Source organism: Pseudomonas sp. K8 (genome assembly GCF_014889455.1).
In the GTDB taxonomy this organism is placed as follows: Bacteria; Pseudomonadota; Gammaproteobacteria; order Pseudomonadales; family Pseudomonadaceae; genus Aquipseudomonas; species Aquipseudomonas veronii.
Window position 1 is genome coordinate 110,386 of sequence record NZ_VJWO01000001.1, and the last position, 25,583, is coordinate 135,968.

Genomic DNA, 25,583 nt, shown 5'->3' on the forward strand with positions numbered 1-25,583 from the left:
AGTTTCGTCGTTGAATCCAAACACGTTAACTAAAGCGACAAGTAAGCCCGCCTGTTTAGAAGATATTCAACGGGTACTCAGTAATCAGACGCGTCTGCACCAAATGCCCCCCGGTAGAAGCATCGCCATCGTGCCAGGCCTCCCGCAGGTGAACAGTCAGTTTCTTGGCCGGGCCACTCTGTACGACGTATTTCACTTCGGCGTCGGTTTCGTGTTCCTGGTCGTTGGCGCCATAGGCCCCGGCGTAGGCCGAGTTACTGGCAGTATGCGTACCGTCGATGCCAGAACCGCGAATATGACGAGCCATGAAGCTCAGGCCCGGGACGCCAAAGGAACTCATGTCCAAGTCATAGCGCATCTGCCAGGACTTCTCGCCCGGGCCGTTGAAGTCGGAGTACTGCACCGAATCAGCGAGGTTGATCGAGTTACCGTAGCGGCCGGCACCGACACCGGCGTTGGTCTCCCCAAAGCCGACATAGTCGAACGGCTCGTCACCATGGATCTTCTGTCCGGCCAGGGTGAAGGTGTGCGCGCCCAGGGTGTAGGCAGCCGCCAGCGAGGCTGCAGTGGTGTCGATGGTACCGGCCTTGGCGCTGCCGTCGTCCAATGTGCGATAGAGGTTGAAATCCAGTGCGACGGATTGGTCAACGGCCAATGGATGAACAAGGTTCAAGTTGACGTAGTACTGGTTCCAAACGTCTTCCAGGCGCGCTCCGTACAGCGACGCGGTGAATTCCTTACTGAACTGGTACTTGCCACCCGCGAAGCTGGCCGACGCCGCTTCCACACCCGCATAGCTGGCGAGAATGTCGCCGCTGCGCGACGTGGTGGTGTTACCGGTACCGGCGGTGTAATGACCGGCCTCCAGGTTCAGGCCCGTGATTTCATGACTGTCGATCTGGAAGCCCGATGCCGTCTGTGGCATCAGGTAGTTATCAGCGGTGGCAAACACCGGCGACGTGGGCTGCAAGTCGCCGACCTTGAGCGTGGTATTGGAAACACGGAACTTGACGTCACCGCCGGCCTTCGCGAGGCCGTGATCCGGATGGCCATTGGCATCGGATGGAATGTTCGGGCCTCCGGCACGGTCGGTGCTCCCGTCGATGCGCAACGCCAGGTCGGCAAACGCATCAATGCCGACGCCGATGGTGCCTTGGGTGAAGCCCGAGCTGAAGGTCGCCATCAGCGCTTGACTCCAGTCACGGGTGTGGGTGCCGCTGCCGTTCTGGTTCCAGAACATGTTGCGATTCAGAATATTTAAACTGCTGTCCGCGACAAACCCCTTGGAATCGGACTGATCGCTGGCATAGCTCATGGCCGGCAAGGCAAATGCCAGCGCCACGGCCAAGGTATTGAGTTGAAGTGCCGATTGGCGTTTTTTCATTATTTTTGCTCCAGTGCACGATGTCGTGTTGGAGCATTAAGGCGATAGCCCAGACGATCAACAAATGAAACCAGATGAATATTCTGATATTAAACTTGGCGGCTAAACAAGCCAGCTTGTTACTCGAGAGCGGCTGCTTTTGCCCAACGCTGTTGAAAAAGTGGCTCTCCTGCCGCCCTATAACGAGCTGCCCGTTGCAGCCGGAGAGGCGAGAGAGCCTCTTATTGAGGTTTACAAAGCATAGCCAGTCTGTAGTGTCTTCTCTTGAGCGGCCACACTTCCATTGCCCTTGGCATCAGGGGATGATCCGGAAGGCAGTGCCACTGGCGCCTGGAGGCATCCCTCCAAACCGAAGCGGGTCATTATGGCCGACGCGTCGTCTGTCGAGCACCCAAAGTCGGGGACTATCATGGAATGAAAGTTGTGCATATCGACCTGATTCCATTCATCCGGCCCATAAAAACCCAACAATAGTTAGATTAGGTAAGTATCTGATTTATGGATAATACAACCAATGTAACAATGAATAAGGCTCCGGAAATCATCAGCGAATTTCCAACACCCACTGCCCTGACCACCGAAACCCTGCAACACGCCAGCCGCCAAGCCCAGGCGTTGCGTGTTGAGCTGCGCAAGGCGGTGATTGGCCAGGACCAGGTGATCGACGACGTCCTCACCGCCTTGATCGCCGGCGGCCACGTGCTGCTTGAAGGCGTACCCGGCCTGGGCAAGACCTTGTTGGTTCGGGCCCTGGCCCGTTGCTTCGGCGGCGACTTCGCGCGCATCCAGTTCACGCCGGACCTGATGCCCAGCGATGTCACCGGGCACGCCGTGTACGACCTGCACACCGAGCAGTTCAAGCTGCGCAAGGGGCCGTTGTTTACCCACCTGTTGCTGGCCGACGAGATCAACCGCGCGCCAGCCAAGACCCAGGCCGCCTTGCTCGAGGCCATGCAGGAGCGCCAAGTGACCCTTGAGGGCGAAGCGCTGCCCATCGGCCAACCGTTCATGGTGCTGGCCACCCAGAACCCCATCGAGCAGGAAGGCACCTACCCGCTGCCCGAGGCCGAACTGGACCGTTTCATGCTCAAGGTGCGGATGGACTACCCCGACTCCCAACAAGAGCTGGAGATGGTTCGCGAAGTCACGCGCTCATCCCGGGCCGACATGCTCGACGTACAACCCCTGCGCACCGTGCTGCAAGCCGAGGACGTGTTGCAACTGCAACAGATCGCCAGCGAACTGGCGCTGGATGAGCAAGTACTCGACTACGCCGTGCGCCTGGCACGGGCCACCCGCAGTTGGCCGGGGCTGACCATCGGTGCCGGCCCACGCGCATCCATTGCCCTGGTGCGCGGCGCCCGTGCCCGCGCCTTGCTGCGCGGGGGCGAGTTCGTCACCCCGGACGACATCAAGGGCTGCGCCCTGGCGGTGCTGCGTCATCGCGTTCGCATCGCCCCCGAGCTGGATATCGACGGACTGGAAGTGGACCAGGTCCTCCAGCAACTGCTGGACCAGATTTCGGCACCTCGGCAATGACCCATCCATGAAGCCGACCCGTCTGCTGTTGATCTGGCTCGGCGTGCTGCTGGGCCTGAATATATTGCTGGGCGCCGCACAGGCGTTGCAGCTCCCGGTGCCCGACAGCCTGCATTCGGTGGCCTGGGGTCTGCTGCTCGCGCTGTTGTTGCTGGCGCTATTGGACGCGATGCGCCTGCGCCGTCGTCCGTCCGCGCGAATACAACGGCAGATGCCCGGCAGCCTGGCATTGGGGCGCTGGGGCGAAGTACGCCTGACGCTTGAACACGATTACCCACAACCGCTGACGGTGCAGGTGTTCGATCACGTCCCCGACGGCCTGAGCCTGGAACACATGCCGCAGTCGATCGAACTGCGCCCCGGCGAACGCAGCGAACTGGGCTATCGGCTGCGCCCCCTGCGGCGTGGGCACTTCAGTTTCAGTCGCTGCGAGCTGCACCTGCCCAGCCCCTTGGGGTTGTGGTCCGCGCGGCGCAGTATTGAGGTCAGCGATGCCACCCGGGTCTATCCGGATTTCGCCCGCCTGTATGGCGCGCAGCTCTTGGGTGTGGATAACTGGCTGAGCCAGTTGGGCGTGCGTCAACGCCAGCGCCGGGGGTTGGGGCTGGAGTTTCATCAACTGCGCGAGTTTCGCGAGGGCGACAGCCTGCGGCAGATCGACTGGAAAGCCACCGCACGCCAACGCACGCCGATCGCCCGGGAATACCAGGACGAACGCGACCAGCAGATCGTGTTCATGCTCGATTGTGGTCGGCGCATGCGCAGCCAGGACGCAGAGCTGTCCCACTTCGATCACGCGCTCAATGCCTGCCTGCTGCTCAGTTATGTCGCCTTGCGCCAGGGCGATGCCGTCGGCCTATGCACCTTTGCCTGCGACCAGCCGCGCTACCTGGCGCCCGTCAAGGGCACCGGGCAGTTGAATCTGTTGCTCAACACCGTCTACGACCTCGATACCACGCGACGCGCGGCCGACTACGAAGCCGCGGCCAACCAGTTGCTGGCTCGGCAGAAACGCCGGGCGCTGGTGATCGTGGTGAGTAACCTGCGGGATGAGGACGATGAGGCGCTGCTGACTGCGGTCAAACGCATCAGCCGGCAACACCGGGTACTGGTCGCCAGCCTGCGCGAAGAAGTACTCGACCAACTGCGCCTCTCGCCGGTGCAAACCCTGCCCGAAGCGCTGGCCTACAGCGGCACCGTCGACTACCTCAATCAACGCGACGAACTGCATGACCGCCTGAACGCCCATGGGTTGTCGGTACTGGATACGCGCCCCTCGGAGTTGGGCGCCGCTCTGGTGACACGTTACCTGGGCTGGAAAAAAGCCGGCGTTCTGTGAAAACAGCGCACACCCCGGCTTGGGTCGCCACACCCAAGCCGGGGCGACTGCGCGCTATGTCTAAGCGGACGCCTGTAAGGGGTCAAAGCTGAAATACTGCAGCAAGGCATTGATCAGTTGGCCGTATTCGACAGGCGCCTCAGCCACGCTGAAACCCGAGTCGTAATGCTGGGGATTGATGTCCTCGTGACTCCATAAACAGGTCGCGGTGAAATCAACTGCCTGGAAATCACCGTCGACCGTGGGAATCTTCAAGCGCAGCTCGAACGCCACGTCGACCATCATCGGCAATTGACTGATCAACATCAGTCCTTCTGCAGATACGTTACCCAAGTAACCAATGGGCTTATCCGTAAGCCGGTTGAACACTTGCAGGAAACAAGACAATTGATGCCGCTCAATTCGTCGGTCGGTAAACATGATGATATCGCCATCCATTGGCCATAACTCTGGCCGCGCCAGTGATTCGGAACGGGCTAAACACCCCCGCTCTCCCTGGAGATCGGTGTGACAACAGCTAGCGCTTTGCCACTCTACAGCCTGCCAATCCCAAGTGTTCCATCCGCTTGGACACAAACTTGTACAAACGGACATTCAAAGAATAGCTTAAGACTGGCAACGGGCCAGCTATGCAACGATAAATAGCATCACAACGACGCCGGACGTGGCTGCGCAACGCTCGCCCCGGAGTAGTGCCCCAGTTGTTGCAGGGTGTCGAGACGCGCACGGGCCCGGTAGGCGTACTCGCTGGACGGGTACTGGTTGATGATGAACTGATAGGTTTGCACCGCGTCGACGAACAGCTTCTGTCGCTCCAAACACTGCCCGCGCAACATCGAGACCTCCGGCTGCACATAGCGCCGGGTGCGACTTTCCCGGTCGACCTGGGACAATTCCAGGGTCACGCGCTCGCAGTCACCAACCCCGTACGCACGGTAGGCGTTGTTCAAATGGTGGTCCATCGACCAACGGGTACAGCCGACAACACTGACGGCCAGGGCAGCAATGAGCAAAATTCGCATGAGGGTTCTCCTGTCTTGTGCAGTGTATCGACCCCTCGTCAAAAATCTTCAAGGTTGTTCAGCTATTCAACCGGAGCGAAAAGCGAATCGCCGATAAGTAGTGCAAACGAACAATGACTACAACCAAAGAGCATAGTAGCCTTCCTCAGCGCTTGAACTCAGGAGTCTGTGCATGTCCGTCCGTCGTACCAAAATCGTCGCCACCCTTGGCCCGGCCAGTAACTCGCCGGAAGTCCTCGAACAGCTGATTCTGGCTGGTTTGGACGTTGCCCGTCTGAACTTCTCCCACGGCACCCCGGACGAGCACAAGGCTCGCGCCAAGCTGGTGCGCGACCTGGCCGCCAAACACGGTCGCTTCGTCGCATTGCTGGGTGACCTGCAAGGCCCGAAAATCCGCATCGCCAGATTCACCGACAAACGGATCGAGCTGAAGATCGGTGACACGTTCACCTTCTCCACCAGCCACCCGCTGACCGACGGCAACCAGCACGTCGTGGGTATCGACTACCCGGACCTGGTCAAGGATTGCGGCGTCGGCGACGAACTGCTGCTGGACGACGGTCGCGTGGTCATGCGAGTCGACACCGCCAGCGTCACCGAGCTGAACTGCACCGTGATCATCGGCGGCCCGCTGTCGGATCACAAAGGTATCAACCGTCGCGGTGGTGGCCTGACGGCGCCGGCCCTGACCGAAAAAGACAAGGCCGACATCAAGCTCGCCGCCGAAATGGAAGTGGACTACCTTGCGGTGTCCTTCCCACGCGACGCTGCCGACATGGAATACGCGCGCAAACTGCGCGACGAAGCCGGTGGTACTGCCTGGCTGGTGGCGAAGATCGAACGCGCCGAAGCCGTGGCCGATGACGAAACCCTCGACGGCCTGATCAAAGCGTCCGACGCGGTGATGGTTGCCCGTGGCGACCTGGGCGTGGAAATCGGTGATGCCGAGCTGATCGGTATCCAGAAAAAAATCATCCTGCACGCACGCCGCCACAATAAAGCGGTGATCGTGGCGACCCAGATGATGGAGTCGATGATCCAGAACCCGATGCCGACCCGCGCCGAAGTGTCCGACGTGGCCAACGCCGTGCTCGACTACACCGACGCCGTGATGCTCTCGGCTGAAAGTGCCGCTGGCCCGTACCCGCTGGAAGCCGTCCAGGCCATGGCGCGTATCTGCATCGGTGCCGAAAAGCACCCGACCAGCAAGACCTCCAGCCACCGCATCGGCAAAGTGTTCGAAAGCTGCGACCAGAGCATCGCCCTTGCCGCCATGTACACCGCCAACCACTTCCCTGGCGTCAAAGCGATCATCGCCCTGACCGAAAGTGGCTACACGCCGTTGATCATGTCGCGTATCCGCTCCTCGATACCGATCTACGCGTTCTCCCCGCACCGCGAAACCCAGGCCCGCGCGGCGTTGTTCCGTGGTGTCTACACCGTACCGTTCGACCCGGCGTCGTTGCCGCCTGAGCAAGTCAGCCAGGCTGCCATCGACGAACTGCTCAAGCGTGGCGTGGTGGAGAAAGGCGACTGGGTCATCCTGACCAAGGGCGACAGCTACCACACCATCGGCGGCACCAACGGCATGAAGATCCTGCACGTTGGCGACCCAATGGTCTGAGTGATCTGCTGAAAAAACAAAGCCCCGCCCTGTGAATGGCGGGGCTTTTTGCTTTGCGGCTCACAGTGATGGGCTTGCCTGTGGAAACGTCATCAGCACCCGCTGATCGACCTGGGCAGGAACACATCAGCCAACAGTTGATTGCGCGGCAGCCCCGCCAGGAACAGGCGCTTGGAGAACGCCTCGACGCTGGCCGGATGCCCGCAGAGCAAGGCCAGTGTTTGCCGGGAAACCAGCCGCAGTTGCGCCAAGGCCGGGGTCAACTGCGCCGCCGTCCACAGCTCCACCGTCAGGTTCGGATGGCGCTCGGCCAGCGCTGCCAGGGGCTCGGCCAAGTAGTGACCGCTGGCATCGTGGGCCAGGTGAATCAAGCGGATCGCGCCTTGGTGGTCCTGGCGCAACGCCTCACGCAACACGCCCCACAACGGGCCCAGGCCGGTGCCGGACGCCAACAGCCACAGCGGCCGGGTTTGCCAGTCGGGGTCGTACTGCAAAGCGCCACCGCGCAGTTCGCCCAGGCGCAGACGGTCACCGACGCGCAACTGTCGAGCGGCATCGCTGAATGCGCCGGGCTGACGGCAGTCGAGATGAAACTCCAGGAACGGATCTTCCTCAGGCAGGCTGGCCAAGGAATACGGGCGCGCCACCGGCCCCGCCCACAACACCAGATGCTGCCCGGCCCGGTAGCGCAGGCCGCGCTCCGGTTGCAGGCGCAGGCGCAGCACATGCGTGCTCAACCACTCCACGCCGACCACCGCGGCCGGCACGCCGTCACGGCTCGGGTCAAACGCTTCGACGTGCAGGTCCGCCGTCACCCGGCACTGGCAGGCCAGGCGCCAGCCGTTCTCGCGTTGCGCCGGGCTGAGGGCGTCGGGCTGCTGATCCTCGACCTCGCCCCGGCAATGCACCAGGCACGCATGGCAACTGCCGGCGCGGCAACTGTAGGGCACGGCAACGCCGGCCTGGTTCAGGGCATCCAACAGGTTGCTGCCGGTGGAGACCGACCAGTGGCGTTCGCCGACGTACAGTTCAGGCATACAAGGTCTCGGATCAAAAAAGCCTACACAGGGAATCACGCCCGGCAGAGTTTGACCATAGTCGGGTGTATCGGCCACCGTGCCGGGTTATACTGCCGCGCCTTTTTAGCGTCGCGCCAGCATCACTCGGCGTGCCTTGGAAAGGTGGTTTCAGCCGACCGATACACCCCACTGAAGCCACCTTTATTGAATGTTCCCTTATAGAGGAGCGCGACTCATGACCGTGATCAAGCAAGACGACCTGATTCAGAGCGTTGCCGACGCCCTGCAATTCATTTCCTACTACCACCCCGTTGACTTCATCCAGGCAATGCACGAAGCCTACCTGCGCGAAGAATCGCCGGCTGCCCGTGACTCCATCGCCCAGATCCTGATCAACTCGCGCATGTGCGCCACCGGCCACCGCCCGATCTGCCAGGACACCGGTATCGTCACCGTGTTCGTGCGCGTAGGCATGGACGTGCGCTGGGACGGCGCCACCATGGGCCTGGACGACATGATCAACGAAGGCGTGCGTCGCGCCTACAACCTGCCGGAAAACGTCCTGCGTGCTTCGATCCTCGCCGACCCGGCGGGCGCGCGTAAAAACACCAAGGACAACACCCCGGCGGTGATCCACTACTCCATCGTCCCGGGTAACACCGTGGAAGTGGACGTGGCCGCCAAGGGCGGTGGTTCCGAGAACAAGTCGAAAATGGCCATGCTCAACCCGTCCGACTCGATCGTCGACTGGGTGCTCAAGACCGTTCCGACCATGGGCGCCGGCTGGTGCCCACCGGGCATGCTCGGCATCGGCATCGGCGGCACCGCCGAGAAAGCCGCCGTGATGGCCAAGGAAGTGTTGATGGAATCCATCGACATCCACGAGCTGAAAAAGCGTGGCCCTTCCAACCGTATCGAAGAGATGCGCCTGGAGCTGTTCGAGAAGGTCAACCAACTGGGCATCGGCGCCCAGGGCCTGGGTGGCCTGACCACCGTGCTCGACGTGAAGATCATGGATTACCCGACCCACGCCGCCTCCCTGCCGGTGTGCATGATCCCCAACTGCGCCGCCACCCGTCACGCGCACTTCGTGCTCGACGGTTCGGGCCCGGCATCGCTGGAAGCGCCACCGCTGGACGCCTACCCGGAAATCGTCTGGGAAGCCGGCCCGTCGGCCCGTCGCGTCAACCTCGACACCCTGACCCCGGAAGACGTGCAGAGCTGGAAGCCGGGCGAAACCGTGTTGCTCAACGGCAAGATGCTGACTGGTCGCGACGCGGCGCACAAGCGCATGGTCGAGATGCTGAACAGGGGCGAAACCCTGCCGGTGGACCTCAAGGGTCGCTTCATCTACTACGTCGGCCCGGTTGATCCGGTGCGCGACGAAGTGGTTGGCCCTGCCGGCCCGACCACCGCGACGCGGATGGACAAGTTCACCCGTCAGATCCTCGAACAAACCGGCCTGCTGGGCATGATCGGCAAATCCGAGCGCGGCCCGACCGCCATCGAAGCGATCAAGGACTACAAGGCCGTGTACCTGATGGCCGTAGGCGGTGCTGCTTACCTGGTGGCGCAAGCCATCAAGAAGTCGCGCGTGGTGGCTTTCGCCGAACTGGGCATGGAAGCGATCTACGAGTTCGAAGTGAAAGATATGCCGGTCACCGTTGCGGTGGACAGCAAAGGCGAATCCGTCCACATCACCGGTCCTGCCATCTGGCAGAAAAAGATCAGTGAAAGCCTGGCGGTAGAAGTGCAGTAAGCGCTTCTTCGCACCGATAAAGGCGACTGCGGCTACACAGCCCAGTCGCCTTTTTTATCGCGCATGCTATGGTGCTCCCCCCTAATTGCAGCTGTTCATCTCCGTATGATCGCGATCCCTCGCCCCCTGCGCCTGACGTTCTACTCCCTGTTGATCATCGCCGGTGCGGTGCTGGCCGCTGCCCTGGCCACCCGCCATGCCGAACGCCAGGCCCTGGTGGACGATGCCGCCCGTGCCAATCAGCAATTAGCGCTGTACGCCAACTCGCTGCACACCCTGATCGAACGCTACCGCGCCCTGCCCGCCGTGCTGGCACTGGACTCGGAAATGATCAGCGCGTTGAAAGGCCCGCTGGATGCCGCGACCCAGGACCTGCTCAACCGTAAACTGGAACGTATCAACAGCGCCGCGCAGTCCTCCACATTGGAACTGATGGACCGCACCGGCCTGGCCGTGGCCGCGAGCAACTGGAAGCTGCCGAGCAGTTACGTCGGGCACAATTATGCGTTCCGGCCTTATTTCAGGCAGACCCTGAGCCAGGGCACCGGGCGCTTTTATGCGGTCGGGGTGACCACCGGCGTGCCGGGGTATTTCCTATCCAGCGCGGTGCTCGATGAACACGAGCAGTTCCTCGGCGCGATGGTGGTCAAACTGGAGTTCCCCGAACTCGAGCGCGAATGGGCCCAGGGCAACGACCTGCTGCTGGTCAGCGATGCACGCGGCATTGTGTTTATCGCCAACCAGCCGGGCTGGCGTTATCGCAACCTGCGCCCGCTGTCGGCCAGCGACCTCGCCGAACTCACGGCCACCCGCCAGTACGACAAGAAACAGCTGCAATCGCTGGAGACCCAGACCCTGCAGCGTTTCGACGAAAACAGCCACCTGATGCGCGTCAACGGCCCCGACGGCAACGCCCGGTACATCTGGGAATCCCTGCCGCTGAAGGGCGAAGGCTGGACCTTGCACCTGCTGCGCAAACCCCAGTTCGCCTTCGAAGACCAACGCAACGCCGGCCTCGCCGCCGCCGGTTCGTGGCTGGCGCTGGTGTTCCTGGTGCTGTTCCTGACCCAGCGCTGGCGCCTGGCCCGTATGCGCCAGCGCAGCCGCGAAGAGCTCGAACAGCTTGTCGAGGAGCGCACCCAGGCCCTGCGCACGGCCCAGGACGGTTTGGTGCAATCGGCCAAGCTGGCGGCGCTGGGGCAGATGTCTGCCGCCCTCGCCCATGAAATCAACCAGCCGCTGACCGCGCAGCGCATGCAATTGGCGACCCTGCGCCTGCTGCTCGACCATGGCCGCGTGGAAGATGCCTACAAGGCGCTCACACCACTGGACGACATGCTCACCCGCATGGCCGCGCTGACCGGCCACCTCAAGACCTTCGCCCGCAAAAGCCCCAGCGGCCTGCGCGAGCGCCTCGACCTGGCCAGTGTGGTCGACCAGGCCCTGCAACTGCTCGACGCGCGCCTGCGCGATGAAGGCATCGGCACCGTGCTGGACCTGACCCGCCCCGCCTGGGTCCGTGGCGACGCGATCCGCCTGGAACAAGTACTGATCAACCTGTTACGCAATGCCCTCGACGCCATGGCCAACAAGCCGCGCAAACGCCTGGAAATCCGCCTGCACGCCGATGAGCAACTGTGGCAACTGACCGTCAGCGACAGCGGCGGCGGCATCGCCGAAGAACACCTGAACAGCGTGTTCGACCCGTTCTTCACCACCAAGCCCGTGGGTGATGGACTCGGCTTGGGGCTGGCGGTGTCCTACGCTATCGTGCATGAACTGGGTGGACGCCTGTGCGTCGCTAACCGTGGCGACGGCGCGGTATTTACCCTGACCCTGCCTATCGCGCTGGAGACGCCGGAGCTATGTTGAATGCGGTGATTGTGGTCGATGACGAAGCCAGCATTCGCACAGCCGTTGAGCAATGGTTGAGCCTGTCGGGATTTGACGTGCAATTGTTCAGTCGCGCCGAGGCCTGCCTGGCGCAACTGCCCAAGGACTTTCCCGGGGTGGTGTTGAGCGACGTGCGTATGCCCGGCCTCAGCGGTCTGGAACTGCTGGCCGAAGTGCGGCGGCGCGACGCCGACTTACCGGTGATCCTGCTGACCGGCCATGGCGATGTGCCGATGGCCGTCGAGGCCATGCGCGACGGGGCCTACGACTTCCTGGAAAAACCCTTCAGCCCCGAAGCCCTGCTCAACAGCCTGCGTCGCGCCCTCGATAAACGTGGGCTGATCCTGGAAAACCGCCGCCTGCATCAACAGGCCGATCATCGGACACAACTGGAAAACAGCCTGTTGGGCGTGTCCCGCAGCATGCAGAACCTGCGCCGCCAGGTGCTCGACCTGGCGACGTTGCCGGTCAATGTGCTGATCCGCGGCGAGACCGGCAGCGGCAAGGAACTGGTCGCCCGCTGCCTGCACGACTTCGGCCCGCGGGCGAAGAAAGCCTTTGTCGCGCTCAATTGCGCGGCAATCCCCGAGCAGCTGTTTGAAGCCGAGCTGTTCGGCCACGAGAGCGGCGCGTTTACCGGCGCTCAGGGCAAGCGTATCGGCAAGCTGGAATACGCCCACGGCGGCACGCTGTTTCTGGATGAAATCGAAAGCATGCCCCTGGCCCAGCAAGTCAAATTGCTGCGGGTGTTGCAGGAGCAGAAGTTGGAGCGACTGGGCTCCAATCAGAGCATCCACGTCGATCTGCGCATCATCGCTGCGACCAAACCGGACCTGTTGGAAGAAGCCCGCGCCGGACGTTTTCGCGAAGACCTGGCCTATCGGCTGAACGTCGCACAACTGCGCCTGCCGCCCCTGCGCGAGCGCCGTGAAGATATACCGCTGCTGTTCGATCACTTTGCGCAAAGCGCCGCCGAACGCCTGGGCCGCACCGTTGAACCGCTGAGTGGCGCGCAACTGGGGCGCCTGCTCAGCCATGACTGGCCGGGCAACGTGCGCGAACTGGCCAACGTCGCCGAACGCCAGGTGCTGGGGCTGGGCGAACCGGAGCCCGAAGGCATCGAGGCCGGGCAATCATTGGCGGCGCAACAGGAAGCCTTCGAAGCCCACTGCCTGAAAGCCGCACTGACCCGACACAAAGGCGATATCAAGGCGGTACTGGCCGAGCTGCAACTGCCCCGGCGCACCTTCAACGAGAAAATGCAGCGGCATGGGTTGGTGCGCGAGATGTTTCTCTAGGGCGTTCTTTGTGGTGTTTTCAAAGACGCCATCGCGGGCACGCCATAAGCGGATTTCCGCTCACCCACCCCAGAACCATCGGCGGCTTTCCGCTCAAAAAAAGCTGCAAACCCTTCTAGATCGGGCCTTCCCCCACCTGGCACAGCTCCTGCTATAGCCCCAGTCAGGCTGTGCTCAGGCACGCTCCATAAAAACAACTATCTGAAGGTTCCTTCAATGGATAACTCCAATACTTTGCCTCTGGGGTCGGCGGCCGCGCCGGCGAAAGAACGCACCACCACCAGCCGCATCAAATCGATCTTCAGCGGATCGGTCGGCAACATGGTCGAGTGGTACGACTGGTACGTCTACGCGGCGTTCTCGCTGTACTTCGCCAAAGCCTTCTTCCCGAAAGGCGACACCACCGCCCAACTGCTCAACACCGCTGCGATCTTCGCCGTGGGCTTCCTGATGCGCCCGATCGGCGGCTGGCTGATGGGCCTGTATGCCGACCGCGCCGGTCGCAAGGCCGCGTTGATGGCCTCGGTGCTGCTGATGTGCTTCGGCTCGCTGATCATCGCCCTGAGCCCGGGTTATGAAACCATCGGCGTCGGCGCACCGATCCTGCTGGTGTTCGCCCGTCTGCTGCAAGGCTTGTCGGTGGGTGGCGAATACGGCACCTCGGCCACTTACCTGAGTGAAATGGCGACCAAGGAGCGTCGCGGTTTCTTCTCCAGCTTCCAGTACGTGACCCTGATCTCCGGCCAGCTCATAGCCCTGGCGGTGCTGATCGTGCTGCAACAAGTGCTCACCACCGAGCAACTCTACGATTGGGGCTGGCGTATCCCGTTCGCCATCGGCGCCCTGTGTGCAGTGGTCGCGCTGTACCTGCGTCGCGGCATGGAAGAAACCGAGTCGTTCACCAAGAAGGAAAAAGCCAAGGAAAGCGCAATGCGTACCTTGATGCGCCACCCCAAGGAACTGATGACCGTGGTCGGCCTGACCATGGGCGGCACCCTGGCCTTCTACACCTACACCACCTACATGCAGAAGTACCTGGTGAACACCGTCGGCATGAGCATTTCCGACTCCACCACCATCTCGGCGGCGACGCTGTTTCTGTTCATGTGCCTGCAACCCCTGGTCGGTACGCTGTCGGACAAAGTCGGCCGCCGTCCGATCCTGATCGCCTTCGGCATTCTCGGCACGCTGTTCACCGTGCCGATCCTGACCACCCTGCACACCATCCAGACCTGGTGGGGCGCGTTCTTCCTGATCATGGCGGCGCTGATCATCGTCAGCGGCTACACCTCGATCAACGCGGTGGTGAAGGCTGAGCTGTTCCCCACCGAAATCCGCGCGCTGGGCGTGGGCCTGCCGTATGCGCTGACCGTATCGATCTTCGGCGGCACCGCTGAATACATCGCGCTGTGGTTCAAGAGCATCGGCATGGAAACCGGCTACTACTGGTACGTGACCGCATGTATCGCGGTGTCGTTGGTGGTCTACGTGACCATGAAAGACACCCGCAAGCATTCGCGGATCACCACAAACTAACCGCCGAACGCAGTCACGAATGTGGGAGGGGGCTCGCTCCCGATCGCGGTGTATCAGTCAACTTGTCTCAAGCTGACCCACCGCCATCGGGAGCAAGCCCCCTCTCACATGTGGAACCAGGACAACTCTGGGCCGACTTATAGGGGGTGTCGACCGCGCGCGCAGACTGAACGGGACGCTGTGAAAAATAGGTGGGCGCTGAATGAAAATTCCATAGGGTCGATGGAAATTCGCCGCCATGGCTTGCACTATGACGGCCTCCCAGAAAAGCGCAGCAGGAACCCCAGCCATGTCTGACGACAGCTACTACTACGAACCCGCCAAGGGCCACGGCCTGCCCCATGACCCGTTCAACGCCATCGTCGGCCCGCGACCGATCGGTTGGATTTCGTCCCACGACAGTGAGGGCCACCTGAACCTGGCGCCCTACAGTTTCTTCAATGCGTTCAACTACATTCCGCCGATCATCGGGTTTTCCAGTGTCGGGCGCAAAGACAGCCTGAACAACATCGAACAGACCGGCGAGTTTGTGTGGAACCTGGCCACCCGTCCGTTGGCCGAGCAGATGAACCAGAGCTGTGCCGCCGTGCCGCCGCAGGTGAATGAGTTCGAGTTGTCCGGCCTGACGCCGGTGGCCTCGAAGATCGTCGGCGTGCCGCGGGTGGGCGAGAGCCCGGTGGCGTTCGAGTGCAAGGTCACGCAGATCATTCAGCTGCAGCGCGCCGACCATGTGCTGGTACCCAGCTGGCTGGTGCTGGGCGAGGTGGTCGCGGTGCATATTGCCAAGTGGTTGCTCAAGGATGGGATCTACGACACCGCCGCCGCCGAGCCGATCCTGCGTGGCGGCGGCCCGGCGGATTACTTCCAACTGGGCCCCGAAGCGCTGTTCAAAATGTATCGCCCAGGCGCCACCCAAGCCTGACTGCAATGCAATAAAAATGTGGGAGGGGGCTTGCCCCCGATAGCGGTGTTTCAGCTACAGATAGGCTGACTGACACACCTCCATCGGGGGCAAGCCCCCTCCCACATTAGATCAGCGGCGTGCGTTAGTTTGTGGCAGTTGCCCAGGTCAACTGACCTTCTGCGTCGACGTCGGTCAACAACTCAAGGTGCAGCGTCGCCGCATCATCGGCATCGGATGCCGTCTTGAACTTCTGTCCATCGAGGATCTTGTGAAACTGCGGTGCGCCCATGCCATCGAGTGCCTTGACGGCGACGGCGGCGCTGTAGCCCCCTTCGCCCGGTACTACGGCGGAAACGGCTTCGTGGTGGGCAAATTGTTTACGTGCCATGTTGCAGGTCCTGGCCAATGGAAAGTCGGCCATTCTAAACCCTAACCGGCGAGTTGCAGGTACTCGCCGTAAGCATTGGCGGCGGATGCATCGGTGAAGGTCTGGAAGTCCATGCTGCGCACGACTGCGTCGTTCAACAGCTCGGTGAAGATCATCAGGGCTGGCGAGTTGAAGTAGGCACTCATCGCCTGCTCGCTGCTCCAGAGGCCCGAGACCAGCCAGACATCGGGGTCGACCTGGGAATGCTGCAACGAAAATTGCAGGCAACCCTGAGCCTGACGGCCCGGTTCGATCAAACTGCTCAAACGAGCACCGAGTTCGGTGCTGCAGCCGCTACGGGCGCGGATAAAGGCCATATGGCTCGCGGGAATGGGGGTGGACATGTTCGACTCTCCCGTTGAGAAGTGATGCTCGGCAAGCACTGTGAGGGTGTGTTGCCACAGGATCAAAGATAACGGCGCGGGTCGAGGCGCGGTTAGTCGATTCCTGCCGGCTTATTGCACAATCCTGCGAAAAGCGTAGACAGGACGATTGCCCGCCGGTTTTATTCCACTGGCAAACGCCTTGTTTCAGGGACGTGACAGCCGCCGCGCTTGCCTGATTCACGCAGCTTCGCAGGATCAGGCAAGGATTGTGCAGAATCGACATAACACGGTTTGCACCGCCACCGCTAAGCTGAGCCCATCAAAGAAGCCTGCAGAGGACGCCCTATGTCGTCGCCCGAACCTAAGCCCGTGCCCCTCGATGCCGAGATGGAAAAACAGCGCGCCGAACTGGCCAGCATCGTGCGTCGGCATACCTGGGAAGACGGCTCCTACGGTACGGCGATCACGTCACTGTTCCTGAACCGCCACAACACCCCGCGCGACTTCAGCCCGGTGCTGGTGGAGCCCGCCTTGTGCATCCTGGCCAATGGCCGCAAGGAAGTGCGCCTGGCCGATGAAATCTTCGCCTATGACCCGCTCAATTACCTGGTGTTTTCGGTGTCGATGCCCGTGGCCGGGCGGATCATCGATGCCACCGAGCAAGACCCTAACCTGTCGATCCGCATCAACATCGACCCGGCGCAGCTCACCGCCCTGATCGCAGAAGCCGGGCCGATGGGCGTGCCATCGCGCCCGACTGCGCGTGGGATGTACGTCGACCGCCTCGACAACCAACTGCTCGACGCCGTACTGCGCTTGACGCGCTTGCTCGATTCGCCCAAAGACATTGCGATGCTGGCGCCGTTGATCAGCCGTGAAATTCTCTACCGCTTGTTACGTGGGCCGCAGGGCTATCGGCTGTATGAAATTGCCGTAGCCAACAGTCAGAGTCATCGGGTCAGCCAGGCGATCAAATGGCTCAATGGCAACTACGAACAACCGCTGCGCATCGATGACCTGGCCAGGGAAGTGAACCTGAGCGTCTCGACCTTGCACCACCGCTTCAAGGCCATCACCGCGATGAGCCCGCTGCAATACCAGAAGCAGTTGCGCTTGCAGGAGGCGCGGCGGCTGATGCTTGCCGAAGGGCTGGAAGCCTCGGCGGCGGGGTATCGGGTGGGGTATGAAAGCCCGTCGCAGTTCAGCCGCGAATACAGCCGGCTGTTTGGTGCGCCGCCGCTGCGGGATTTGGCCAGGTTGCGTCAGAGCGTGTGATTCACTGCCGATCAGATGTGGGAGGGGTGGTTCGACTTGCTCCCGATGGCAGTGAGTCAGCTAAAGATAAGCTGACTGTTGCACCGCTATCGGGAGCAAGCTCCCTCCCACATTTGATCGGCGGCGCTGCTTAGTCGAGGGTGCGGGGCAGTTGCAAGGTGACCCGCAAACCACCCTCGCGCAAATTCTGCAAACTCACTTCGCCGCCATGGCTGTGCGCTATGTTGCGCGCGATGCCCAGGCCCAGGCCGTAGCCCTGCTGCTGGCCGGCGAGGCGGAAGTGCGGTTCGAAGACTTGCTCCAGGCGCTGTTCCGGCACGCCGGGGCCTTCGTCGTCGACGTGCAGGATGAACTCCGCGCCATCGTCCTCGATATGCAAATGGGCGTTCTGCCCGTACTTCAATGCGTTGTCGATCAGGTTGCCGATGCAGCGCTTGAGCGCCAGCGGCTTGCCCGGGTACGGCGCCAACGCGCGCCCATGCTGGGTCACGCGGCCGTTGCCGTTGGGCGCCAGGTACGGTTCCACCAGGCAGTCGAGCACATGGTTGAGGTCCACCGGCTCGATGTTTTCGTGGATGTCGGTGTCTTTCACGCATTGCAGCGCGCCTTTGACCAGCAACTCCAATTCGTCCAGGTCGCGGCCGAATTTGGTTTGCAGGTTTTCATCTTCAAGCAATTCAACCCTCAGGCGCAGGCGTGTGATCGGTGTGCGCAAGTCGTGGGAAATTGCACTGAACAACTGGCTGCGTTCGGTGAGGTAACGGCTGATGCGCTCGCGCATGGCATTGAAGGCGCGCCCTACTTCGACCACTTCACTGCCGCCGCCTTCGGCCACCGGCTCCACGTCGGCGCCCAGCGACATGTCCCGCGCCGCCCGCGCCAGGCGCTTGAGCGGCCGGCTCTGCCAGTGGACCAACAGGCCGATGAACAGCAGCAAAAAGCCGCTGGTCAGCACGATAAACCACACTTGCTGCGACGGCAGGCCTTGTTCTTCGAGGCTGGTGTACGGCTCGGGCAACAGCGAGGCGATGTACAGCCATTCGCCGGGGGCGAGTTGGATCTGGGTGACCAGCACTGGCGGGTTCACCGGTTCCAGGGTCAGCGCGTAATGCGCCCAGGAGCGTGGCAGCTCATCGAGTTTCAACCCGGCATTGAAGATGCGCAGGTCTTCGGCGCTGACGAATTCCACCGAGATATGCACATCGGCGCCCAAGGTCTGGCGCAACACTTCATCGACCGCCTTGAGCACCGCTTGCTTGCGCGGGGTCTGCGGCAAGATCGCCATGTCCAGCGGGCGGTCGTTGAGCGTCACCACAAACCGTGTGCCGCCCATGCTGCGCAATTGGTCGAGGACCAACGGGCGGTAAGCCACCGGCAACGAACGGAAATAGCTCACGCTGGCGGTCATCGAATGCGCCAGGCTGCGGGCGCTGGTGACCAGGCCTTCGAGCTGGGTGGCGCGCAATTGCGAGACCCAGATCACGCTGGACAGCGCCTGGGCGAACAACACCGCGAGCAGCGTCAGCAGGAGCATGCGCCCGAGCAGCGAGCGCGGCACCGGGAAGCGGCGGCGACGTTCGCTCAGGTGTTCAGTGGACACTGCCGGCAACCACGCTGGCTGCCAGTTGATAACCGCTGCCGCGCACGGTGCGGATCAGCCTCGGTGGTTTTTCCGTGTCGCGCAGGCGTTGGCGCAGACGGCTGACGGCCATGTCGACGATCCGGTCGAGCGGCATCAGGTCGCGGCCACGGGTGGCGTTGCCGATGGTGTCGCGGTCGAGGATCTGTTGCGGGTGGTCGAGAAACAGCTTGAGCAGGGCAAAGTCGGCCCCGGAGAGGATCACCTCTTCACCGTCGACGTGAAACAGTCGGTGGCTGATCGTGTCCAGGCGCCATTCATCGAACACCAACACCTCGCCATTGCCGCCGCGCTCCTGGCCGAACTGGCAGCGGCGCAACAGTGCCTTGATCCGCGCCTGCAACTCGCGGGGGCTGAAAGGCTTGCCGATGTAGTCGTCGGCGCCCAGCTCCAGGCCGATCACACGGTCGGCTTCGTCGGAACTGGCGGTGAGCATGATGATCGGCACCTGCGCCTGGCGCGGGTGCTGGCGAATCCAGCGACACAGGCTGAAGCCGTCTTCGTCCGGCAACATCACATCGAGGATGACCAGGTCGCACGGCGCCTCGTCCATCGCCTGACGGAACCCCGCACCGTCCGGCACGCCACGCACCTGGAAACCGGCGCGACTGAGGTAGGTTTGCAGCAATTCGCGGATTTCCTGGTCGTCGTCGACGAGGAGAATCGATTTACTGATTACGCTCACGGGGTCCTCCTTGTTGTTATGGCCAAACTTGAGTCATCTGTTGTTCATCAGGGCCTCATCGGGGGCAAGCCCCCTCCCACATTTGGAATGCATTCCAAGTGTGGGAGGGGGCTTGCCCCCGATGGCGCGATCACTGCCTACGCGAATGCCTGTTCAAGCGCCACACCCGCCCCGGTCAACCCGGAATACGGCGCCGTCACCAGCCATACCGGAATGCCCTTGAAGTAGTCGCTCATGCAGCCTTTGTCACTGAAGCTCTTGGCAAAATCGCTGTGGATAAAGAAGTCGGCAAACCGCGGGATCACCCCGCCGACGATATACACACCGCCCCGTGCGCCGGTGGTCAGGACGTTGTTACCGGCTACGCGGCCCAGCCAGATACTGAACTGGTTCAACACTTCCATCGCGACCGGGTCGCCGGCCAGGCCTGCCGCCGTGATCGCTTCCGGCGTATCCAGCACCGGCGAGTGACCATCCACCGCACAGATCGCCCGATACACCCGTGGCAAACCTGCACCACTCAAGGCGCTTTCGGCGCTGACATGGCCGATCTCATTGTAAATGTGCTGCCACAGCTGGGCTTCCCGCGGGCTGCTCAGGGGCAGGTCGACATGGCCGCCCTCCCCCGGCAACGCGGCCCAACGGCCGCCGCCCAGGTCGAGCAAGGTGCCGACGCCCAGGCCGGTGCCCGGACCGATCACCACCGCCGGGCGCAACGGTTCCGGCGTGCCAGGGCAGACCACGCGGAATTCGTCGGGTTTCAAGCGGGTCATGCCCAGGGCCATGGCCGAGAAGTCATTGACCAGCAGCAGTTCATCCACCTGCAAGGTGTTGCAAAACGCAGTCTTACTCAGGCGCCAGTGGTTGTTGGTGAATTTAAATTCATCACCGCTCACCGGCCCGGCCACCGACAGGCACACCGCGCCGATGTCGCCGATCGCCAGGCCTTCTTCCTTGAGGTAGACCTTGATCGCGTCCTCAGGGCTTTTATGATCCGCGGTGGCCTGCACCCGGATCGAATGCAGTGCCTGATCCCGCCACAACGCAAACCGGGCGTTGGTACCGCCAATATCACCGACCAGCGCAAGCTTCACTTAAGCGTCTCCAAGGCACAGGTAAAGGCGCTGGCGCCTTGCTCTGCGGAGCTTGCGGCCAAGCGCATAAATGCAAACAGCTCGCGACCGGCCCCCACGTTATTGCCCAACAGGCCCGTGGCAGGTGTGCGCGCTGCAAATTCTTCGGCGTCCACCTTAAGCTCCAAGGTGCCTTTGACACCATCCACACGAATGATATCGCCATCGCGCACCCGTGCCAGCGGCCCGCCGCTCTGGGCTTCGGGGTTGACATGGATCGCGGCGGGGATCTTACCCGACGCGCCGGACATGCGCCCGTCCGTTACCAGCGCCACTTTGAAGCCACGGTCCTGCAACACGCCAAGGAACGGCGTCATCTTGTGCAATTCGGGCATGCCGTTGGAGCGCGGCCCCTGGAAGCGCATCACCGCGACAAAGTCTTTTTCCAACTGGCCGGCCTTGAACGCATCGGCCAGATCTTGCTGGTCCTGGAACACCACGGCCGGGGCTTCGACGACCTGGTGCTCGGGGGCCACGGCGGAGACTTTCATCACGCCACGGCCGAGGTTGCCTTGCATCACGCGCAAGCCACCTTCGGGCGAGAACGCACGGGCCACCGGGCGCAGGATGGCTTCGTCGAGGCTTTCGATCGGGCCGTCGCGCCAGATCAGTTCGCCGTCGACCAGGAACGGTTCCTGGATGTAGCGGCTCAGGCCTTTGCCGGCCACGGTGTTGACGTCTTCGTGAAGCAGGCCGGCTTCGAGCAGTTCACGAATCAGGAACGACATGCCGCCCGCCGCCTGGAAGTGGTTGATGTCGGCCTTGCCGTTTGGATAGACGTGGGACAGGGTCGGCACCACCTCGGAGAGGTCGGCCATGTCTTGCCAGGTCAGGATGATCCCCGCCGACATGGCGATGGCCGGCATGTGCAAGGTGTGGTTGGTGGAACCGCCGGTAGCGTTGAGCGCGACGATGGCGTTGACGATGGATTTTTCGTCGACGATCTCGCCGATCGGCGTGAAGTTGCCGTTGGCCTTGGTCAGGCGCGTGACCTGATGCGCGGCTTCGCGGGTCAGTGCGTCACGCAGCGGCGTGTACGGGTTGACGAACGAGGCGCCGGGCAAATGCAGGCCCATCACTTCCATCAGCAACTGGTTGGTATTGGCGGTGCCATAGAAGGTGCAGGTGCCGGGGCTGTGGTAGGACTTCATCTCCGACTCCAGCAGCTCTTCGCGGCTGGCCTTGCCTTCGGCGTAGCGCTGGCGCACGTCGGCCTTCTGCTTGTTGGAGATGCCCGACGGCATTGGCCCGCCAGGAACGAAGATCATCGGCAGATGGCCGTAGCGCAGGGCGCCCATCATCAGGCCGGGGACGATCTTGTCGCAGATGCCCAACATCAGCGCAGCGTCGAACATGTTGTGGGACAGCGCTACCGCCGTGGACATGGCGATGACTTCACGGCTGAGCAGGCTCAGCTCCATGCCCGGTTCGCCTTGGGTCACGCCGTCGCACATGGCAGGCGTGCCGCCGGCGAACTGGCCGACCGAGCCGACTTCGCGCAGGGCTTTTTTGATCTGGTCCGGGAAATGTTCATACGGCTGGTGCGCCGAGAGCATGTCGTTATATGACGAAACAATTGCCACGTTGGCGGCATTCATCATACGCAGACTATTTTTATCTTCGGTGCCGCAACCGGCCACGCCATGGGCAAAGTTGGCGCATTGCAGCTTGCCGCGCATCGGGCCGTCGCTGGCGGCGCCGCGAATGAGCGCAAGGTAAGCCTCACGGGTTGCACGACTGCGGGCGATAAGCCGTTCGGTGACCTCAAGAACGCGGGGATGCATGTGTAGAACTCCAGGCTAACGGATGTGGCGACCTGAGTGTCTATGCTGATCAAACGACCGCGGCACATGGGATGGCAGAGAGTCGTTTGGATCATCGGACCAGTTGATTCAGGTCACTCGTTGTAGATTGAACAAAATATTGCCACTAAAAAGGCTTGTTTTCTATTTTTATGCGAATAATCTTGTAATTCTTACAACAAATCGACGACAGGCACTCTCCAATGACTCTTCGAATCGCAATCAATGGTTTTGGCCGTATCGGCCGCAATGTCCTGCGCGCACTGTATACCCAAGGCTATCGCCAGGATTTGCAGATCGTCGCGATCAATGACTTGGGCGACAGCTCGATCAATGCCCACCTGCTCAAATACGACACCGTCCACGGTACTTTCGATGCAGAGGTCGCACACGATCAGGAAAGCCTGACCGTCAATGGTGACCGGATCGCCGTCAGCGCCATTCGCAACCCGGCCGACCTGCCCTGGGCTGCGCACAATATCGACGTGGTGTTCGAATGCACCGGCCTGTTCACCGACCGGGCCAAGGCTGCTGCCCATATTAGCGCCGGCGCGCGCAAGGTGATCATCTCTGCCCCGGCCAAAGGCGCGGATGCCACCGTGGTCTACGGGGTAAATCATGACATTTTGCGTCAATCTCACCAGATCATCTCCAACGCTTCCTGCACCACCAACTGCCTGGCGCCCGTGGCCCAGGTGCTGCACCGCGAGCTGGGCATCGAAAGCGGCCTGATGACCACCATCCATGCCTACACCAACGACCAGAACCTGACCGACGTCTACCACACCGACCCCTACCGCGCGCGCTCGGCCACCCAGAACATGATCCCGAGCAAGACCGGCGCCGCCGAAGCGGTCGGCCTGGTGCTGCCGGAACTGGCGGGTAAGCTGACCGGCATGGCCGTGCGGGTGCCGGTGATCAACGTATCGCTGGTGGACCTGACCGTGCAGTTGAAGAAAGACGCTACTGCCGAGGAAGTCAACGCGCTGCTCAAGGAAGCCAGCCAGCACTCGAAGATCCTCGGCTACAACACCCTGCCGCTGGTTTCCAGTGACTTCAACCACAACCCGCTGTCGTCGATCTTCGACGCCAACCACACCAAGTCCAGCGGCAAACTGCTGAAAGTGCTGGCCTGGTACGACAACGAGTGGGGCTTCTCCAACCGCATGCTGGACAACTGCCTGGCGCTCTGCAACGCCGAATAATCTTTTGTGGGAGGGGCGGTTCGACGGTTCGACTTGCTCCCGATGGCGGTGTATCAGTCATGCATGTGTTGACTGACATTCCGTAATCGGGAGCAAGCCCCTCCCACATTTGATCGGTAGAGGCCCAGAGAAACAGCCACTTGCCATTTGTGCTGATGATACGCATTATCATTAACTACAAATCGGTCCGGTATCGCTGTGAGCCAATCTCGCTTCAACCAAGTCTTTCTCACCCAACGGGTGATTCTGCTACGCACCTTGCAGCGGATGGTGAACAACCACAGCACCGCCGAGGACCTGTTGCAGGAAACCTACCTGCGCGTGACCCGGGCCCTGGGCGAGCGGCCGATCGATCACCTCGAACCCTTCGTCTACCAGACCGCGCGCAACCTCGCGCTGGATCACTTGCGTTCACGCAGGATACAGGCGCGCACACTGCAGGAAGATGTCCCGCTGGACGTCCTGCAAAGCGTCGCCGCCCCCATCAGCACGCCCGAAGACGCGACCCAGGCCGAGCAACTGCTTGAGCACCTGAGCATCAGCCTCGGCCAATTGAGTGCCCGCCAGCAACGGATTTTCATCCTCAGCCGCCTGCATGGTTGCAGCTACCAGGAGATTGCCGACCAATTGGAAGTGTCCTTGAGCACGGTGCAAAAGGAACTGAAATTGATCATGGCCATCTGTGTAGGTGTGGCCGAACGGCTGGATCAGCCTTAAGCTTCACCCGACAGGAATGTCGACCCAGGCTGTAGGAAAGATAAATAGAACGTGGCGAAGACCCGAGGCACACCGTGACCGACCCGAATAAACTGCGCCCCCACGCGCTGGCTCATGAGGTGTTGCAAGACCCGGCGATGGACCAGGCCCTCGACTGGCTGATCGCCTTGCAGTGCCCGCAACCCGGGCAGCAGGCCGCATTCGAAGCCTGGCTGGCCGGCGACCCGGCACGCGTCCGTGCCTTCGGCAAAGCCCAGGCCGCCTGGGGCGGGGCGCCCGTCCACAGCGCCGCCGTCGCGCTGGCCGCACCGCGCAAACCCGGGGCCTGGCGCCGTATCAAACCGCATTGGAAACCACTGGCCACCGCCGCCGTGTTGATGCTCGGGCTGTTCAGCTTCAGCAACCTGCCGGTACGCCTGCAAGCTGACCACCTCACCGTGGTGGGTGAGCGCCAGCGCCTGCAATTGGATGATGGCTCGAACGTCCTGTTGAACACCGATTCGGCGTTCTCCAGCACCACCCGGGATCACCAGCGCATCGCCCGCCTCTACCAAGGCGAAGCGTTTTTCGAGGTAACGCCCAACCGCGGCCTGCCCCTGGAAGTCGACGCCGGCCCGGTGCGCGCCAGCGTGCGCGACACCGCGTTCGCCGTGCGCTACCTCAACGGCGAAGCGCAGGTGCAGGTGCAGCGCGGCGACGTCGACCTGAGTAACACCTTCGACGATGCCCGCGTGCGCCTGAGCGCTGGGCAAAGCATCCGCATCGGTCCCAAGGGCTTCGGTCAACCCGCCAGGCTCGACGCCAACAAGGACCTGGCCTGGGTCCAGGGCCGGCTGATCTTCGAAAACCGCCCGATGAGCGAAGTGCTCGCCGAATTGCGCCGCTACTACCCCGGCTGGATCGTCAACACCAACGACCAACTCGCCAGCGTCGCCGTCACCGGCAACTACCGCCTCGACCAACCGTTGGACGTAGTGCGTTCCCTGGCCCACATCACCTCGGCCAAGCTCTCTGAATACCCGGCCTTGGTGATCCTGAACTAAATGAGAATTATTTT

22 protein-coding genes are annotated in these 25,583 nt (G+C 62.0%); 12 read left to right on the forward strand and 10 right to left on the reverse strand.

Going from position 1 to position 25,583, the window contains the following annotated elements:
• Positions 1–55 precede the first annotated feature (55 nt).
• A complete protein-coding gene (locus INT12_RS00515) occupies positions 56–1,384 on the reverse strand; it encodes an OprD family porin (RefSeq protein WP_102617331.1) in 1,329 nt (442 codons plus the stop codon).
• A gap of 498 nt (positions 1,385–1,882) precedes the next feature.
• On the opposite strand from INT12_RS00515, the gene INT12_RS00520 reads away from it, so the two are divergent.
• Positions 1,883–2,923, forward strand: coding sequence for an AAA family ATPase (locus INT12_RS00520; RefSeq protein ID WP_186354534.1), 1,041 nt, complete (start codon positions 1,883–1,885; stop codon positions 2,921–2,923).
• Between the two features lie 7 nt (positions 2,924–2,930).
• Positions 2,931–4,262 carry a DUF58 domain-containing protein gene (locus tag INT12_RS00525; protein ID WP_126585440.1) on the forward strand — a complete coding sequence of 444 codons (1,332 nt, stop codon included), beginning with the start codon at positions 2,931–2,933 and terminating at the stop codon, positions 4,260–4,262.
• Positions 4,263–4,322: 60 nt separating this feature from the next.
• Here the strand turns inward: INT12_RS00525 and INT12_RS00530 are convergent, their stop codons facing one another.
• Both INT12_RS00530 and INT12_RS00535 read right to left on the reverse strand, forming a co-directional pair.
• Entirely contained in the window at positions 4,323–4,682 is a 360-nt protein-coding gene (locus tag INT12_RS00530) for a PilZ domain-containing protein (protein WP_026139915.1), read from the reverse strand.
• Between the two features lie 227 nt (positions 4,683–4,909).
• The gene (locus INT12_RS00535) at positions 4,910–5,284 is read right to left on the reverse strand and encodes a tetratricopeptide repeat protein (RefSeq protein WP_017139782.1); all 375 of its coding nucleotides are present in this window, start codon (positions 5,282–5,284) and stop codon (positions 4,910–4,912) included.
• Positions 5,285–5,456: 172 nt separating this feature from the next.
• Between INT12_RS00535 and pyk the strand changes: the two genes are divergently transcribed.
• The gene (gene pyk, locus INT12_RS00540; protein WP_017846080.1) at positions 5,457–6,908 is read left to right on the forward strand and encodes a pyruvate kinase; all 1,452 of its coding nucleotides are present in this window, start codon (positions 5,457–5,459) and stop codon (positions 6,906–6,908) included.
• A 92-nt stretch (positions 6,909–7,000) separates the two neighbouring features.
• Here the strand turns inward: pyk and INT12_RS00545 are convergent, their stop codons facing one another.
• On the reverse strand, positions 7,001–7,945 hold the full coding sequence (locus tag INT12_RS00545; RefSeq protein ID WP_046490038.1) for an iron-sulfur-binding ferredoxin reductase: 945 nt from the start codon (positions 7,943–7,945) through the stop codon (positions 7,001–7,003).
• Positions 7,946–8,162: 217 nt separating this feature from the next.
• Here INT12_RS00545 and INT12_RS00550 point away from each other — a divergent pair, with 217 nt between their 5' ends.
• From INT12_RS00550 to INT12_RS00570, 5 genes are all read left to right on the forward strand, one after another.
• Positions 8,163–9,686 (forward strand): fumarate hydratase, encoded by a 1,524-nt coding sequence (locus tag INT12_RS00550; RefSeq protein ID WP_017846082.1) that lies wholly within the window; start codon positions 8,163–8,165, stop codon positions 9,684–9,686.
• A gap of 105 nt (positions 9,687–9,791) precedes the next feature.
• Positions 9,792–11,558 (forward strand): ATP-binding protein, encoded by a 1,767-nt coding sequence (locus INT12_RS00555; RefSeq protein WP_046490035.1) that lies wholly within the window; start codon positions 9,792–9,794, stop codon positions 11,556–11,558.
• Positions 11,552–12,877 carry a sigma-54-dependent transcriptional regulator gene (locus tag INT12_RS00560; protein ID WP_193039586.1) on the forward strand — a complete coding sequence of 442 codons (1,326 nt, stop codon included), beginning with the start codon at positions 11,552–11,554 and terminating at the stop codon, positions 12,875–12,877. The genes INT12_RS00555 and INT12_RS00560 overlap by 7 nt, the downstream gene beginning before the upstream one ends.
• 216 nt (positions 12,878–13,093) lie before the next feature.
• Positions 13,094–14,413: an MFS transporter gene (locus tag INT12_RS00565; protein ID WP_017846085.1), complete on the forward strand. Its 1,320-nt coding sequence runs from the start codon at positions 13,094–13,096 to the stop codon at positions 14,411–14,413.
• A 289-nt stretch (positions 14,414–14,702) separates the two neighbouring features.
• Positions 14,703–15,335 (forward strand): flavin reductase family protein, encoded by a 633-nt coding sequence (locus INT12_RS00570; protein WP_046490032.1) that lies wholly within the window; start codon positions 14,703–14,705, stop codon positions 15,333–15,335.
• A 124-nt stretch (positions 15,336–15,459) separates the two neighbouring features.
• Here INT12_RS00570 and INT12_RS00575 read toward each other — a convergent pair whose 3' ends face one another.
• On the reverse strand, positions 15,460–15,705 hold the full coding sequence (locus INT12_RS00575; RefSeq protein ID WP_017846087.1) for a hypothetical protein: 246 nt from the start codon (positions 15,703–15,705) through the stop codon (positions 15,460–15,462).
• A gap of 41 nt (positions 15,706–15,746) precedes the next feature.
• On the reverse strand, positions 15,747–16,088 hold the full coding sequence (locus tag INT12_RS00580; RefSeq protein ID WP_017846088.1) for an antibiotic biosynthesis monooxygenase family protein: 342 nt from the start codon (positions 16,086–16,088) through the stop codon (positions 15,747–15,749).
• Positions 16,089–16,415: 327 nt separating this feature from the next.
• On the opposite strand from INT12_RS00580, the gene INT12_RS00585 reads away from it, so the two are divergent.
• On the forward strand, positions 16,416–17,345 hold the full coding sequence (locus INT12_RS00585; protein ID WP_017846089.1) for an AraC family transcriptional regulator: 930 nt from the start codon (positions 16,416–16,418) through the stop codon (positions 17,343–17,345).
• 130 nt (positions 17,346–17,475) lie between these two features.
• On the opposite strand, the gene INT12_RS00590 is transcribed toward INT12_RS00585, so the two are convergent.
• The 4 genes from INT12_RS00590 to edd all read right to left on the reverse strand — a co-directional run bounded on the left by INT12_RS00590 (position 17,476) and on the right by edd (position 22,586).
• Positions 17,476–18,903 (reverse strand): ATP-binding protein, encoded by a 1,428-nt coding sequence (locus INT12_RS00590; RefSeq protein ID WP_162231530.1) that lies wholly within the window; start codon positions 18,901–18,903, stop codon positions 17,476–17,478.
• 31 nt (positions 18,904–18,934) lie between these two features.
• Positions 18,935–19,669 carry a response regulator gene (locus INT12_RS00595; protein ID WP_017846091.1) on the reverse strand — a complete coding sequence of 245 codons (735 nt, stop codon included), beginning with the start codon at positions 19,667–19,669 and terminating at the stop codon, positions 18,935–18,937.
• Between the two features lie 137 nt (positions 19,670–19,806).
• A complete protein-coding gene (locus INT12_RS00600) occupies positions 19,807–20,763 on the reverse strand; it encodes a glucokinase (RefSeq protein WP_017846092.1) in 957 nt (318 codons plus the stop codon).
• Positions 20,760–22,586, reverse strand: coding sequence for a phosphogluconate dehydratase (edd, locus tag INT12_RS00605; protein WP_017846093.1), 1,827 nt, complete (start codon positions 22,584–22,586; stop codon positions 20,760–20,762). Before edd ends, INT12_RS00600 begins: the two co-directional genes overlap by 4 nt.
• Positions 22,587–22,807: 221 nt before the next feature.
• On the opposite strand from edd, the gene gap reads away from it, so the two are divergent.
• The 3 genes from gap to INT12_RS00620 all read left to right on the forward strand — a co-directional run bounded on the left by gap (position 22,808) and on the right by INT12_RS00620 (position 25,569).
• On the forward strand, positions 22,808–23,809 hold the full coding sequence (gene gap / locus INT12_RS00610) for a type I glyceraldehyde-3-phosphate dehydrogenase (RefSeq protein WP_046490029.1): 1,002 nt from the start codon (positions 22,808–22,810) through the stop codon (positions 23,807–23,809).
• Positions 23,810–24,007: 198 nt separating this feature from the next.
• Positions 24,008–24,526, forward strand: a complete 519-nt coding sequence (locus INT12_RS00615) for an RNA polymerase sigma factor (protein ID WP_017846095.1) — start codon at positions 24,008–24,010, stop codon at positions 24,524–24,526.
• 74 nt (positions 24,527–24,600) lie between these two features.
• Positions 24,601–25,569 (forward strand): FecR family protein, encoded by a 969-nt coding sequence (locus tag INT12_RS00620; protein WP_193039585.1) that lies wholly within the window; start codon positions 24,601–24,603, stop codon positions 25,567–25,569.
• The last annotated feature ends 14 nt before the right edge of the window (positions 25,570–25,583 follow it).

Coding starts and splice junctions, on each gene's coding strand:
- INT12_RS00515 (WP_102617331.1), bottom strand. CDS start 1,384: ATGAAAAAACGCCAATCGGCACTTCAACTCAATACCTTGGCCGTGGCG.
- INT12_RS00520 (WP_186354534.1), top strand. CDS start 1,883: ATGGATAATACAACCAATGTAACAATGAATAAGGCTCCGGAAATCATC.
- INT12_RS00525 (WP_126585440.1), top strand. CDS start 2,931: ATGAAGCCGACCCGTCTGCTGTTGATCTGGCTCGGCGTGCTGCTGGGC.
- INT12_RS00530 (WP_026139915.1), bottom strand. CDS start 4,682: ATGTTTACCGACCGACGAATTGAGCGGCATCAATTGTCTTGTTTCCTG.
- INT12_RS00535 (WP_017139782.1), bottom strand. CDS start 5,284: ATGCGAATTTTGCTCATTGCTGCCCTGGCCGTCAGTGTTGTCGGCTGT.
- pyk (WP_017846080.1), top strand. CDS start 5,457: ATGTCCGTCCGTCGTACCAAAATCGTCGCCACCCTTGGCCCGGCCAGT.
- INT12_RS00545 (WP_046490038.1), bottom strand. CDS start 7,945: ATGCCTGAACTGTACGTCGGCGAACGCCACTGGTCGGTCTCCACCGGC.
- INT12_RS00550 (WP_017846082.1), top strand. CDS start 8,163: ATGACCGTGATCAAGCAAGACGACCTGATTCAGAGCGTTGCCGACGCC.
- INT12_RS00555 (WP_046490035.1), top strand. CDS start 9,792: ATGATCGCGATCCCTCGCCCCCTGCGCCTGACGTTCTACTCCCTGTTG.
- INT12_RS00560 (WP_193039586.1), top strand. CDS start 11,552: ATGTTGAATGCGGTGATTGTGGTCGATGACGAAGCCAGCATTCGCACA.
- INT12_RS00565 (WP_017846085.1), top strand. CDS start 13,094: ATGGATAACTCCAATACTTTGCCTCTGGGGTCGGCGGCCGCGCCGGCG.
- INT12_RS00570 (WP_046490032.1), top strand. CDS start 14,703: ATGTCTGACGACAGCTACTACTACGAACCCGCCAAGGGCCACGGCCTG.
- INT12_RS00575 (WP_017846087.1), bottom strand. CDS start 15,705: ATGGCACGTAAACAATTTGCCCACCACGAAGCCGTTTCCGCCGTAGTA.
- INT12_RS00580 (WP_017846088.1), bottom strand. CDS start 16,088: ATGTCCACCCCCATTCCCGCGAGCCATATGGCCTTTATCCGCGCCCGT.
- INT12_RS00585 (WP_017846089.1), top strand. CDS start 16,416: ATGTCGTCGCCCGAACCTAAGCCCGTGCCCCTCGATGCCGAGATGGAA.
- edd (WP_017846093.1), bottom strand. CDS start 22,586: ATGCATCCCCGCGTTCTTGAGGTCACCGAACGGCTTATCGCCCGCAGT.
- gap (WP_046490029.1), top strand. CDS start 22,808: ATGACTCTTCGAATCGCAATCAATGGTTTTGGCCGTATCGGCCGCAAT.